Origin of the sequence: uncultured Salegentibacter sp. (assembly GCF_963972535.1) — a bacterium.
Taxonomy (GTDB): domain Bacteria; phylum Bacteroidota; class Bacteroidia; order Flavobacteriales; family Flavobacteriaceae; genus Salegentibacter.
In genome coordinates, this window is the sequence record NZ_CAXAVR010000078.1 from 1 (window position 1) to 12,951 (window position 12,951).

Here is a 12,951-nt window from a genome sequence, read left to right on the forward strand (position 1 = left end):
TATGAGCTCGAGTTACCGTGATCTTGATATTTATAATGCTTCCCTGAATTTATTCTTTAAAATTCATTCTCTAAGTTTAAAGCTTCCCAAATATGAATTGTATGAATTGGGGAGTCAAATAAGAAGATCTTCAGATTCTGTAGTTACAAATATTGTTGAAGGTTATGGAAGAAAACGGTACAAAGCTGACTTCATTAAGTTCTTAACTTATTCCCATGCCAGTAATGATGAAACCATTTTACATTTTAATAAATTATTACACCTTTATCCTGCTATTATGGGGCCTCATCAAGACCTAGTTAAGGACTACGAAATTCTGGGAGCAAAAATTAATAAATTCATTCAATATGTAGAATTGAACTGGAAAAGTTAATATTCCGAAACCCGAAACCCGAAACCCGAAACCCGAAACCCGCAACTCGTATCCCCTTAGTAAATTAAGTATTGCTTTCTTTTAACTTCAAAATTTTCCAAACCTTGCTGCCAACTATCCCTTATTTCTTCAGCAGATATACCGGCTTCAATTTGAGTTTGTAATTCTTTAGTTCCCGCCAGTTTTGTGAAAAAAGCATTGAAGAATTCATCTTTATTCGCAGTGTTTTGATAGGCTTCAATTAGCCATTCTAAATTTATTTGATCTACCCGTGCTATTTCACTAAGATCCCGACCATAGCATTCTTTCCCGAGATGTTTTGGGCTTTTTGCGCCAGGCTTAGATTCTGGAGTGTAAGCAAAATCAAAATAATTTTCATTTAAAAAGGGGGATCCGAAAACCTGAAATTGTTTATTGGTGCCACGACCGGCATTTACGTTAGTTCCTTCAAAGAAGCATAGACTTGGGTATAAATTTATAGCCTGTGCATTAGGTAAATTTGGTGAAGGTTTCACCGGAAGATCGTAAGCTTTAGAGTGGTTGTAATTTTCCATTTCTATAACTTCAAGATCGCATTGAATGCCGTCTTTCAACCATTTTTCGCCATTAATCATTTTTGCATATTCTCCCATAGTTAAGCCGTGAACGGTTGGGATTGGATGCATTCCTACAAAACTTTTAAACTCGGTTTCCAGGATGGGGCCGTCTATATAATGTCCGTTAGGATTTGGGCGATCAAAAACAATAAGTTGCACATTATTTTCGGCACAGGCTTCCATCACATAATGTAAGGAAGAAATATAGGTGTAAAAACGGGTTCCTACATCCTGTAGGTCAAAAATTAAAACATCAAGATCTTTCAGCTGTGCGGCTTTCGGCTTTTTGTTATCACCATAAAGCGAAATTACCGGTAAGCCGGTTTGAGCATCTTTACCATCTTCTACTGCTTCGCCGGCATCAGCTGTTCCACGAAAGCCGTGTTCAGGGGCAAAACCTTTTACCAGATTCACTTCTAAGGCCAGCAAAGAATCTACTACGTGGGTAAATTCTCCCGCTTCATTTTTCATAATTGAAGTCTGGTTTCCTACAATCCCCACTCTTTTTCCCTTCAACAAAGGAAGGTAAGCTTCGGTACGATTGGCTGCGAGAATAATGTCTTTAACAGCGGTTTCATCTTGATTATTTATTGCAATTTCTTCTGAAGATTGCTCTTTCTTATTTTGGTTTCCGCAGGAAAGAATACCTATAAAAGCGAATAAAAATGTACTTTTGAATAACCTTTTAAGCATCGTGATAATTTGAATTTCGAATTTTTTGTTGTTAAACGCCTTATCGGCGGTAAAAGCCATAAAAGTAGTATTTCTGCGCCTATTATAAAAATAGCGATTGCGGCAATTGCTATTGGTGTGGTGATGATGTTGGTTTCTTTTGCTACCGGGCTTGGTTTGCAGGAAAAAATAAGGGATAAGATTGCGGCTTTTAACGGGCATATCAATATTTCTAATTACGATAATAACAGCTCGCAGGTTACGCTTACCCCGGTTGATAAAGACCAGGATTTTTATCCTGAATTTAATACCGTTGATGGTATTGCCCACGTACAGGCGGTGGCAACAAAATTTGGGATAATTCGTACTGAAACAGATTTTGAAGGGGTTGTGGTAAAAGGTGTGGGCACCGATTATAACTGGAGTTATTTTGAAGATTTCTTGGTTAAAGGTGAACTGCCAGATGTTGATAATAAACTGAATGATGAGGTTTTAGTTTCAGCATATTTAGCGAACAGGCTTCAATTAAAGGTAGGAGATAAAATTCCAACTTATTTTCTACGTGATGGCAGCGATAGACCGCTAACCCGTGGATTTGTGGTTTCCGGTATTTATGATTCTGGGTTTATGGACTTTGATAAACTCTATGTGCTGGCCGATATTCGGCATATTCAACGTCTTAATCGCTGGGGAGAAAATGAGGTAGGCAATTTTGAAGTTTTTCTAAACGATTTTGACGAAATTGATGAAAAGGGCCAGGAAGTTTATGAGAACACGGGGTCGTTTTTAGATACGCAAACCATAAACCAGAAGTATTATTCGATATTTGAATGGCTGGCGCTTTTCGATTTTAATATCGCCCTTATTATTGGAATTATGATTTTGGTCGCCGGGATAAATATGATTACTGCTTTGCTGGTTTTAATTCTTGAGCGCACCCAAATGATCGGGATTTTAAAAGCCCTGGGCGGTAACGACTGGAGTATTAGAAAGATTTTTCTTTACAATGCCGGTTACCTTATTATTAAAGGACTTTTCTGGGGAAATTTAATCGGAATCGGAATATTATTGCTGCAGAAATATTTTAAACTGGTACCATTAAATCCTGAAACCTATTATGTGACTGAAGTTCCCGTTTATCTAAGCTGGGACTATATTTTAGCGGTAAACCTGGGAACCTTAATTTTATGTATGCTGATGTTGATAATTCCTTCAGTAATAATTTCAAAGATTTCTCCTTCCAGAGCAATTAAATTTGAATAAATTATAACAAATCGAGTGCTTTTGGTGATTCTATTGAAGTAAATTCAATTTTTTACCTTTGCAACTTCAAAAATAAAGAAATGGATTACGTAGAAAATATATTGGGGACTATTGGGAATACGCCAATGGTGAAAATGAATAAGATCACTAAAGATATAGACGCTTTGGTTTTAGCAAAATATGAAACTTTTAACCCGGGAAATTCGGTTAAAGATCGTATGGCGGTGAAAATGGTAGAAGAAGCTGAAGCCAAGGGACTTTTAAAACCCGGCGGAACTATTATTGAAGGAACATCTGGAAATACAGGAATGGGCCTTGCCCTTGCAGCCATTGTGAAAGGTTATAAAATGGTTTGTGTACTTTCTGATAAACAGAGCAAAGAAAAAATAGATATTTTAAAAGCCGTAGGTTGCGAAGTGGTAGTTTGTCCCACCGATGTTGCCCCAGAAGATCCACAATCTTATTATTCAACCTCAAAAAGAATGGCTGAGGAAACTCCAAATTCCTGGTATGTGAATCAATATGATAACCTGGCAAATACCAAAGCACATTACGAAAGTACCGGTCCTGAAATTTGGGAACAAACCGATGGGAAAGTGACTCATTTTGTAGTGGGAGTTGGTACCGGCGGAACTATTTCGGGAGTTGGTAAATATTTAAAAGAAAAAAATCCGAATATTAAAGTTTGGGGAATTGATACCTATGGTTCGGTTTTTAAAAAATACCATGAAACCGGGGAATTTGACGAAAAAGAGATTTACCCATATATCACCGAAGGGATTGGAGAAGACATTCTACCAAAAAATGTAGATTTTAGTGTGATTGATGGATTTACCAAGGTAACCGATAAAGACGCCGCTGTTTATACTCGTAAATTGGCCGAAGAAGAAGGTTTCTTTTTAGGAAATTCAGCCGGCGCTGCAGCAAAAGGATTGCTTCAACTTAAAGAACATTTTACCAAAGATGATGTGGTGGTTGTTTTATTTCACGACCATGGCAGCCGTTATGTAGGAAAGATATTCAACGATGAGTGGATGAAAAAACAAGGATTCATCGATTAATTTTTATATGAATTCTGAATTAAATGTTCAGAAATTATATTTAGCTGAGAGTATTAAAAATATATATTATTATAAATTTTTAATACTTTCATTTTTTTATGCAAATAATATTATATCAGATAAATAGTAAAGAAATTTAGTTTATGAGGAATTTATGGCTTTTTACCAGTATATTTTTAATGTTAACAGCCATTACCGGGGCACAGGAAAACACACAAAATAATTCTGATTTACAGGTAGAAGTAACTCTTTCAAACCCTTCACGGGAAATTAACGACGGGATAGCCGAAGTTATTGTAACCGGGGGAGAAAAGCCATACCAGTATAAATGGACCAATCAATCTACTGCCTTAGATGCCAGGAAATCTACTGGTTTAATTGAGGGAATGGAACATACCATTAAAGTGACAGATGCGAATAATAAATCTGTTTCTAAATCCTTTACAATTCCTGCCGAATCTATCACCGAAATTTTTAATAGTAATGTACAGCCCGCCGTAGATTTTCTTGGCGGGATTTTATTTTGGGATCCATTTGCTTCTTTGGGTATTTTTGATCCCGTGGTGTATACTCCCACTAAACAAATTCCTATTCCCGAATGGGATGCTTTAAGCAATAATTCCTATACTTTAAAAGAATGGTTAATCACAAAAAATGCCGAGGTTAATGAAGGCGATAAAATTGCCATAATCCAAACCAATACAGGGGATGAAATTGAAGTTTTTTCGCCTGTAAAAGGAAGACTCAATTACCTGGTTAAAGAAGGCCACGTAATTTTTGATCCAAATAGTACCAGTGATGTTGTAGAACAGGATGCACACGTTTTTGCAGAAGTAGTTTACGCTGAGCCGCAACCCTTGTTACATCCTAATGGAGATGTGAAGATGAATGCGATTCCCTTTATTGTAATGTGGTTAATTATAGGAAGTATCTTTTTTACGATTAGACTTGGGTTTATTAATATCCGTGGGTTCAGGCATTCAATAGACCTGGCCAGGGGGAAGTATGACGACCCAAATGCACCGGGTACTATTACTCACTTCCAGGCTATGGCAACTGCTGTTTCTGCAACAGTTGGTCTAGGAAATATCGCGGGCGTGGCAGTAGCTATTTCCCTTGGTGGTGCCGGTGCTACCTTTTGGATGTTTTTAGCAGGATTTTTTGCTATGTCTTTAAAATTTGTAGAGTGTACTTTAGGGGTAAAATACCGATTTATAAATAGTGAAGGCCGAATTTTTGGCGGACCAATGAATTATTTGAGATATGGCCTTGAAAAAAGAAATATGAGAGGTCTTGGTAAATTTCTTGCCGGCCTTTTTGCCGTTCTTGGCGTTGGGGCTTCATTTGGCGGGGGCAATATGCTACAATCTAACCAGGCATTTAAAATTGTTTCTGAGCAATTACCATTTCTACAGGGTCACGGTTTTTGGTTTGGTGTAGGCTTCGCTATATTAGTTGGGGTGGTAATAATTGGCGGTATTAATAGTATTGCTAAAGTTACCGGAAAAGTGGTTCCTTTTATGGCTATGGTATATATTCTTGGATGTGCTATTGTAATTGGCACCCATATAGAAAATATAGGTGGTGCTTTTTCTGCAATTTTTAATGGAGCACTCTCTGCTGATGCACTTAAAGGAGGATTTATTGGGGTGTTAATTATTGGTTTACAGCGGGCAGCGTTTTCCAGTGAAGCCGGGGTAGGTTCTGCTGCAATTGCGCATAGTGCTTCAAAAACAAATAATCCTATAGCCGATGGTTTTACTTCTTTGGTAGAACCATTTATAGATACTATGGTAGTTTGTACTATGACGGCTCTTGTCCTTATTTTCACCGGTATGCACGAAGTGAATGGGCTTGGAGGAGTCGAGTTAACCTCAGATGCATTTGGTAGTGTGATCTCGTGGTTTCCCGCAGTTCTGGCTTTTGCCGTTTTCTTATTTGCATTTTCAACTATGGTCTCCTGGTCTTATTACGGAATGAGATCCTGGACTTATCTTTTTGGGAAAAGTGTGAAATCTGAAACCGTTTATAAAATTATGTTCCTTCTATTTGTGGTTCTTGGCGCTTCTACAAGCCTGGGGGCCGTACTTAGTTTCTCTGATATGATGATTTTAGCCATGTCTTTTCCTAATATCATAGGTTTATATATAATGTCTTCTGAAGTACGGGAGGATATGAAAATTTACCTGAAACGACTTAAAGCGGGAGAAATTTACATCAGTGAAAAATTCAGGAAAGCAGCTTAAGGAGGTAAATTGACTCTATAATCGAGATTGAATTGCTATGATACTTTGCTTGGAATAGAATATTATTCTTTTTAATAGCTTCGTGAGCTCGCTTCGATGGAGTTTACTTATGGTAATTTCTGAAGAAAATAAAAGAGAAAACTTCCAATTAAATATAGAAGCACATCAATTATATCGGCCGTGTACCTCCAGTGCAGTGGTGGTAGAATAACTTCAAAATAAATGGCATACATCACAAATACTGAAAGTATGGTAAAAAGGTTTAAACGTAAAGTTTTATCCTTCTTAAGGAACTGTACCGTATAGAGACAAATGCTTAATACAATAGGCATACAAAGAAAATTTGCCAAGTAGAAATTGATGAAATCGGGGAGTGGGATCTCAAAAAAATAAAGAGCTTGGAGAAGAGCAAAAAGAAGACAGCTTATAAAAAAGAACGTTTTTAAACTTTTCATAATACCAGGAGGGAAACCAGGAAAGCAATTATACCACCAACTACCATTACCGCTATCCAAATTGAATATCCAACTTTAGAAAAGAAACCTCCGATTCCGGTTTGGGGTTCTTCTTTTTCTTGCCTTGGTTTTGAGGCAATATTTATAGAACTGTTTTTTTTATTTTTTTGATTGGATTTCATAATGGAGTTGCTTGTTCACTTTAAAAAAGATAAACAAAATTTTAAAAATGGAATTGTATCCTTTAGGTTTAACCAGAATTTAGGATCGCCTATAATATAATCTTAAAATTATTCTTCCCATCCCCAGGGAGCATCTGGAGTTTTTACTGGATTAGAAAGATCAAACTCCACCCTAAAATTAGTTTCAGTACCTATTCTTTTAAGATTATAACTAAAAATTTCATCATCTAAGCTTATCCACCAAACATTGGTTGCCGCAGCGGGAATAAATTCGGCCGTTTCCTCATCAGCAGGAAATACCTGGATGTTTGCTAACCCGGTGTTAGAAGCCGTGCCGCCATATTGAGTTATTTTATCTTCGCTGCCATCGGGTTTGCGGTGATCATGTTTCAACTCAACTTTATTATCTTTTAATTGTAGAATCCAGGTTCGGGATTTATTTTCTCCTATAAAAAATGGGATTTTAATTTCATTTTCCTCACAAGATCTCACGTGCATAATTAATTTCTTGCCATCAAAATCATCATTGCCCATCCCCTGGGTTATAGTGCCTTCATAAGATTTACCGCAGTGTTGCTGAAGTTGGTTCCAAAAGCTTTTTGCCGGTTTTTCCTGAGCAAAGACTGCGCTGCTAAAAAAGAATAAAATGAAGTATAATTTCATATTACAAATGGGCTAAAAGTTTTAAATTGCTGCAAAATACACTATTTAAAGCCTTAAACAGATTCTGAATGAAAAATTTCTACTTCATAATTTTAGCATTTTTAATAATTGGTTGTAACACATCTAATTCTGTCACCCAGGATACAGAAACCGATAATTCTTCAGAAATGAATTATAGTTATCTCGCGCTGGGAGATTCTTATACAATAGGAGAAAGTGTGCCTGAAAGCAAACGCTGGCCGGTCCAGCTGGTAGCGCGTCTAAATGAAAATGGTTACAAAGTAGCACCGCCTAAGATTATAGCTAAAACAGGTTGGACCACGGGAAATCTTTTAAATGCCATGCGCTCTGAACTTAATTATACCAGGAAATTTGACCTGGTTTCTATTTTAATAGGGGTTAATAATCAATACCAGGGGAAAAGCATTGAAGCATACGAAGAAGAATTACGTGAGATCTTTAAATTGGCGCTTAATCATTCCAAAAGAAGAGAAAAAGGGGTTTTTGCTTTAAGTATTCCAGACTATGGGGTGACGCCTTTTGGCCAGGAAAATGCCGAAACTATTGGTCAGGAAATCGATGAATTTAATTCGGTTTTTAAGGAAGTTGCTGCAGAATTTAATGTCGATTTTTATAATATTACTCCAATTTCTCGTGAAGCCGAACGCGATGCCGCCCTTATTGCCGAAGATAATTTACACCCCAGCGGATTGATGTATCGATATTGGGTGGAAGAAATTATAGATGAAATCCCCCAAATGTTACCCCAGTAGCTTAAAAAGCTGGCCTTAAAGCGCATTTTTCTAATTTTAAAAGATGCGCGAAGATTTTTTACATTATCTCTGGAAATACAAGAAATTCGATTTCACCAATGCAAAAACCACGCAGGGAGAAAAAGTACTTCTAATAGATAGTGGAACTCATAATTTTAATTCGGGCCCCGATTTCTTCAATGCGCGCTTAAAAATTGGAGACCAGCTCTGGGCCGGGAATGTGGAGTTGCATATCAAAGCATCAGACTGGTATTTTCACCAACACGAAAAAGACACAAATTACGATAATGTTATTTTACACGTAGTTTGGGAAGACGATGTTGAGGTACAAAGGCATGATAAAACTTCTATACCCGCTTTAAGCTTAAAAAATCTTGTGAATCAGGATTTACTTATGGGATATCGCCAACTTTTTGCTTCTGCTGAAAACTGGATTAATTGTGAGAAAAATTTTAAAGAAGTAGATGATTTCACTCTGCGTCACTGGCAGGAGCGTCTTTATTTAGAGCGTTTAGAAGAAAAATCTATATTTATTTTAGATTTATTAGCGAAATCTGGGAATAACTGGGAAGCGGTTTTATTTCAGATGTTAGCTAAAAACTTTGGGCTTAATCTTAATGGAGATGCGTTTCTAAGTATGGCGCAAAGTCTGGATTTTTCTGTGGTGCAGAAATCCTCTCAAAATAATTTACAACTTGAAGCTTTGTTTTTTGGCCAGGCCGGCTTGCTTAGTAAGCAATTTAATATTCCATTTTATAAAAAACTGCAGCAGGAATATGCTTATCTAAAACATAAATACAAACTCTCAAATTGTGGCGTGATTCCTCCAAAATATTTCAGGTTACGGCCAGATAATTTTCCGAATATTAGGCTATCTCAGTTGGCTTCGCTTTATTTTAAGCAGAAGAATTTGTTTTCAGAATTAATTGCTTCAAAATCTTTAGAGCCTATTTATAAAATTTTAGATGTAGAAACTTCTGAATTTTGGCGGGAGCATTATTCATTTCCGAAGAAACATAGAGAGAGGGAAAAAAGGCTAAGTCTCGCTTTTAAAGAGCTGGTGCTTATAAATACTATTATTCCGCTTCGTTTTTGTTATTCCCAATCGCGTGGTAATAATGAAATAGAAATTTTACTAGAGCTAATAGAAAAAATACCTGCCGAGAATAATAAAATTGTTCAGAATTTTAATAAAATTAAAAATGGCAGTACGCAAAACGCTTTACATTCCCAGGCTATGGTACACTTAAAAAAAAATTATTGTGACGCCAATAAATGTCTTGATTGTGCTATTGGTGTAAAATTACTGCAACGAAAGACTTAAAATCTTATATTTGTAACGATGACAAAAATGGTGCACAATATTCGTTATTTTTTTGAAAGACATGGTTTTTATGTTTCTTCCCGAGTGGCCGATAAAATGGGAATGCGCGCCAAAAGTGTACGCTTGTTTTTTATTTATGCCTCGTTTGTAACACTGGGCTCCTGGTTTGTGGTGTATTTGGTACTGGCATTTTGGTTAAAACTTAAAGATTTGGTATACACTAAAAGAACTTCAGTTTTTGATCTATAACCGGGGTTTAACTGCATTTTTATCAATAATTTTAGGTTTCTTCAGGATTTAATCAAACTAAATTTAACAATACCTTTACATTTTAACTCCCAAAAATTTGAAAAGGCCCATTTTTTTAGCATCTTGCTTCGCGGAAATTATCAATCTAAATTAAACAACCTTTATACTATATGAGAAAGTATCTGCTTTCAATGTTCTTTTTGTTTTCAATTTTAGCGATTAATGCACAAGAACTGGATGTCCAGGCCAAAGTTGGCAATCCTTCCAATATTATTAATAACGGGTTTATTGATCTTGAGGTTGAAGGAGGAGTACCTCCTTATAAATACCAATGGTCTGACCCCGAAACTTCTTTAGAATCATCCAGAGCAGAAGGTCTTACCGAAGGAGTTCCTTATGAAGTAACAGTTACCGACAGTGAAGGTAATTCTGTAACAAAAAGTTTTGAAATAAAGGCTGATGCTATTACCGAACATTTTAACGGTACTTTTGTTCCCATTGTAGAAGGAATGACGGCTATTCTTTTCTGGGATCCATTTACCGCTGTAGGAATCTACGATCCAAAGGTATATGCAGAAAAAAGTTTTGTCCCTACTCCAGATTGGAGTGCTGATACAGAAGATAAATTCATCTTAAAAGAATGGCAGGTAGAAGAAGGAGCTCACGTAGAAGAAGGTGACCTTATTGCCATTGTAGGATCTCAAAATAGCGGTGATCTAGAGGTTATGGCCAATGCTACCGGAACAGTAGAATATCTGGTAGGAGAAGGCGAAACAATATGGGACTATCAAAATAGTTCAGACCTTATTGAAACAAACGCCCATATGTTGGCCCAAATTCAATATGATGAACCGCAAATTCTAACCAATCCTAACGGAACTCCACAGAAACATAATATTCCTTTTATTGTTGTGTGGTTAATTTTTGGTGCAGCATTCTTTACTGTAAAAATGGGCTTCATCAACTTTAAAGGATTTAAACACTCTATAGACCTTGCCAGAGGGAAATATGATGAGCCTAACGCGCCGGGTAGTATTACTCACTTTCAGGCGCTGGCAACCGCAGTTTCTGCTACAGTAGGTCTGGGTAATATTGCCGGGGTTGCCGTGGCAATTTCCCTTGGTGGTGCAGGAGCAACTTTCTGGATGATTATAGCAGGTTTACTGGGTATGGCATCAAAATTCGTAGAATGTACGCTTGGTGTAAAATATCGATTTATAAACTCTGAAGGAAGAATCTTTGGAGGACCAATGAACTATTTGCGCTACGGACTTGAAAAAAGAAATATGCGTGGTTTAGGTAAATTCCTTGCTGCCTTTTTCGCTATTTTAGGTATTGGTGCCTCATTTGGTGGTGGAAATATGTTCCAGGCCAATCAATCTTTTGAAATCCTTTCCGGCCAGTTTACTTTCTTAATTGGTAATGGATTTTGGTTTGGTATTGGAGTAGCAGTTCTTGTAGGTATTGTTATTATTGGAGGTATTCAAAGTATTGCTAAAGTAACCGGTAAGGTGGTGCCATTTATGGCTGCAGTTTACGTTCTTGGTGCTTTAACTGTAATATTTATAAATATAGAAAATATTGTTCCGGCATTTGGAGCTATTTACGATGGAGCTTTTAACGCTACAGCGATGAAAGGTGGAATTATAGGGGTGCTAATTGTTGGTTTTCAACGTGCAGCATTCTCTAACGAAGCTGGTGTTGGGTCGGCAGCGATTGCTCACTCGGCAGCAAAAACAAATCACCCGCCATCTGAAGGTTTTGTCGCTTTATTAGAGCCTTTTATTGATACTGTAGTGGTTTGTACTTTAACTGCTTTAGTATTAATCTTTACCGGAATGCACGAAGTAGAAGGAGTAGGTGGGGTTCAATTAACCTCAGATGCTTTTGCAAGTGTAGTTTCCTGGTTCCCTTATGTGTTGGCAATGGCAGTTTTCTTATTTGCATTTTCAACAATGATTTCCTGGTCTTATTACGGGATGCGTTCCTGGACTTATCTATTCGGAAAAAGCAAAAAAACAGAATTGGCATATAAAATACTATTCCTTGTATTTGTTGTGGTAGGAGCTTCCATTAGTTTAGGAGCCGTATTAGATTTCTCTGATATGATGATCCTTGCGATGTCCTTCCCGAATATTATAGGACTTTATATTATGTCTAGTGAAGTAAGAAAAGATCTTAATGAGTATTCCCGAAAGCTAAAAGCAGGAGAATTATTCAAGAAACAACGAGAGGCAAAAGCCAGCTAACCTTGTAAAATAATGAAATTGATAAAATCCCATTTTGTGTTCAACAGGAGCCAACAAAATGGGATTTTTCTTTTGGTAATAATTATAATTCTTTTTCAGGCGATTTATTTTTTTGCTGATTTTTCTTCGGAAAGTGATTCAGAAGCTTTATCCCGGGAAGAAATTGAAGCTTTTCAAGCTCAAATAGATTCTATAAAACTAGCCCGGGCTGAAGCAGATTCGGTTAAGATCTATCCTTTTAATCCAAATTATATAACCGATTTTAAAGGTTATACTTTAGGAATGAGTGTAGAGGAGATTGATAAGCTTCATCAGTTTAGAGATGAGGATAGATGGATTAATTCTGCAAAATATTTTCAAGAAGTTACGGGTGTTTCAGATTCTTTACTCGCTTCAATTTCTCCTTATTTTAAGTTCCCGGATTGGGTGATTGAGGCTGAAAAGAAAAAAAGCAAAGTAAAAGCCATAGCTTCAACCCCTATTTCAGATTTAAATAAAGCTGAAGCTGAAGAACTACAAAAGGTAAATGGAATAGGTGAGGTGTTGGCCAATAGAATAGTGAACTACCGGACTAAAATTGGTGGTTTTAGAAGCGAGATTCAGTTAAAAGATATTTATGGTTTAAATTATGAAACGCGGGAAAAGTTGCGGCAGCAATTTCAGGTTTTTAAAGATGAAGAGTTCGGCTTAATAAATATTAATAAGGCGAAAATTCTGGACCTGGTAGATGTTCCGTACATCAAATATGAGCTTGCCCGGGAGATTATAGATTACCGCCAACTACACGAAAAAATTAGTTCTTTTGAAGAATTATCAAAAATAGAAAGTTTTCCTTCAGATAAAAT

Annotated in this window: 13 protein-coding genes; 9 read left to right on the plus strand and 4 right to left on the minus strand. The window is 36.7% G+C overall.

What is annotated here, in order from left to right; translation table 11 throughout:
* Window positions 1-373: four helix bundle protein (locus tag AACZ30_RS09860; protein WP_339649103.1), on the plus strand; the 373-nt coding region annotated here is incomplete at its 5' end.
* 56 nt (window positions 374-429) lie between these two features.
* On the opposite strand, the gene AACZ30_RS09865 is transcribed toward AACZ30_RS09860, so the two are convergent.
* Window positions 430-1,662 carry a DUF1343 domain-containing protein gene (locus tag AACZ30_RS09865; protein ID WP_339649104.1) on the minus strand — a complete coding sequence of 411 codons (1,233 nt, stop codon included), beginning with the start codon at window positions 1,660-1,662 and terminating at the stop codon, window positions 430-432.
* Window positions 1,663-1,671: 9 nt separating this feature from the next.
* Between AACZ30_RS09865 and AACZ30_RS09870 the strand changes: the two genes are divergently transcribed.
* The 3 genes from AACZ30_RS09870 (at window position 1,672) to AACZ30_RS09880 (ending at window position 6,211) form a co-directional block, all read left to right on the plus strand.
* On the plus strand, window positions 1,672-2,904 hold the full coding sequence (locus AACZ30_RS09870) for an FtsX-like permease family protein (protein WP_339649105.1): 1,233 nt from the start codon (window positions 1,672-1,674) through the stop codon (window positions 2,902-2,904).
* Window positions 2,905-2,984: 80 nt separating this feature from the next.
* Window positions 2,985-3,965 carry a cysteine synthase family protein gene (locus tag AACZ30_RS09875; RefSeq protein WP_286760437.1) on the plus strand — a complete coding sequence of 327 codons (981 nt, stop codon included), beginning with the start codon at window positions 2,985-2,987 and terminating at the stop codon, window positions 3,963-3,965.
* A 143-nt stretch (window positions 3,966-4,108) separates the two neighbouring features.
* Entirely contained in the window at window positions 4,109-6,211 is a 2,103-nt protein-coding gene (locus tag AACZ30_RS09880; protein ID WP_339649106.1) for an alanine/glycine:cation symporter family protein, read from the plus strand.
* Between the two features lie 107 nt (window positions 6,212-6,318).
* On the opposite strand, the gene AACZ30_RS09885 is transcribed toward AACZ30_RS09880, so the two are convergent.
* The 3 genes from AACZ30_RS09885 to AACZ30_RS09895 form a co-directional block, all read right to left on the minus strand.
* Window positions 6,319-6,543: a hypothetical protein gene (locus tag AACZ30_RS09885; protein WP_208224693.1), complete on the minus strand. Its 225-nt coding sequence runs from the start codon at window positions 6,541-6,543 to the stop codon at window positions 6,319-6,321.
* A 119-nt stretch (window positions 6,544-6,662) separates the two neighbouring features.
* Window positions 6,663-6,848: a hypothetical protein gene (locus tag AACZ30_RS09890; protein WP_339649108.1), complete on the minus strand. Its 186-nt coding sequence runs from the start codon at window positions 6,846-6,848 to the stop codon at window positions 6,663-6,665.
* A 108-nt stretch (window positions 6,849-6,956) separates the two neighbouring features.
* On the minus strand, window positions 6,957-7,511 hold the full coding sequence (locus tag AACZ30_RS09895) for a hypothetical protein (protein ID WP_339649109.1): 555 nt from the start codon (window positions 7,509-7,511) through the stop codon (window positions 6,957-6,959).
* A gap of 68 nt (window positions 7,512-7,579) precedes the next feature.
* Here AACZ30_RS09895 and AACZ30_RS09900 point away from each other — a divergent pair, with 68 nt between their 5' ends.
* From AACZ30_RS09900 to AACZ30_RS09920, 5 genes are all read left to right on the plus strand, one after another.
* Window positions 7,580-8,284 carry an SGNH/GDSL hydrolase family protein gene (locus tag AACZ30_RS09900; RefSeq protein ID WP_339649110.1) on the plus strand — a complete coding sequence of 235 codons (705 nt, stop codon included), beginning with the start codon at window positions 7,580-7,582 and terminating at the stop codon, window positions 8,282-8,284.
* Between the two features lie 43 nt (window positions 8,285-8,327).
* Window positions 8,328-9,608 carry a DUF2851 family protein gene (locus AACZ30_RS09905; protein ID WP_339649111.1) on the plus strand — a complete coding sequence of 427 codons (1,281 nt, stop codon included), beginning with the start codon at window positions 8,328-8,330 and terminating at the stop codon, window positions 9,606-9,608.
* A gap of 18 nt (window positions 9,609-9,626) precedes the next feature.
* Entirely contained in the window at window positions 9,627-9,857 is a 231-nt protein-coding gene (locus AACZ30_RS09910) for a PspC family transcriptional regulator (RefSeq protein ID WP_075325989.1), read from the plus strand.
* Window positions 9,858-10,027: 170 nt separating this feature from the next.
* A complete protein-coding gene (locus AACZ30_RS09915; RefSeq protein ID WP_339649113.1) occupies window positions 10,028-12,106 on the plus strand; it encodes an amino acid carrier protein in 2,079 nt (692 codons plus the stop codon).
* Between the two features lie 12 nt (window positions 12,107-12,118).
* The coding region (locus tag AACZ30_RS09920; protein WP_339649116.1) for a helix-hairpin-helix domain-containing protein at window positions 12,119-12,951 on the plus strand (833 nt) is incomplete at its 3' end.

Bases quoted from the DNA above. Each gene is read 5' to 3' on its own strand.
- AACZ30_RS09865 (WP_339649104.1), bottom strand. From the start codon at position 1,662: ATGCTTAAAAGGTTATTCAAAAGTACATTTTTATTCGCTTTTATAGGT.
- AACZ30_RS09875 (WP_286760437.1), top strand. From the start codon at position 2,985: ATGGATTACGTAGAAAATATATTGGGGACTATTGGGAATACGCCAATG.
- AACZ30_RS09880 (WP_339649106.1), top strand. From the start codon at position 4,109: ATGAGGAATTTATGGCTTTTTACCAGTATATTTTTAATGTTAACAGCC.
- AACZ30_RS09885 (WP_208224693.1), bottom strand. From the start codon at position 6,543: ATGCCTATTGTATTAAGCATTTGTCTCTATACGGTACAGTTCCTTAAG.
- AACZ30_RS09890 (WP_339649108.1), bottom strand. From the start codon at position 6,848: ATGAAATCCAATCAAAAAAATAAAAAAAACAGTTCTATAAATATTGCC.
- AACZ30_RS09895 (WP_339649109.1), bottom strand. From the start codon at position 7,511: ATGAAATTATACTTCATTTTATTCTTTTTTAGCAGCGCAGTCTTTGCT.
- AACZ30_RS09900 (WP_339649110.1), top strand. From the start codon at position 7,580: ATGAAAAATTTCTACTTCATAATTTTAGCATTTTTAATAATTGGTTGT.
- AACZ30_RS09905 (WP_339649111.1), top strand. From the start codon at position 8,328: ATGCGCGAAGATTTTTTACATTATCTCTGGAAATACAAGAAATTCGAT.
- AACZ30_RS09910 (WP_075325989.1), top strand. From the start codon at position 9,627: ATGACAAAAATGGTGCACAATATTCGTTATTTTTTTGAAAGACATGGT.
- AACZ30_RS09915 (WP_339649113.1), top strand. From the start codon at position 10,028: ATGAGAAAGTATCTGCTTTCAATGTTCTTTTTGTTTTCAATTTTAGCG.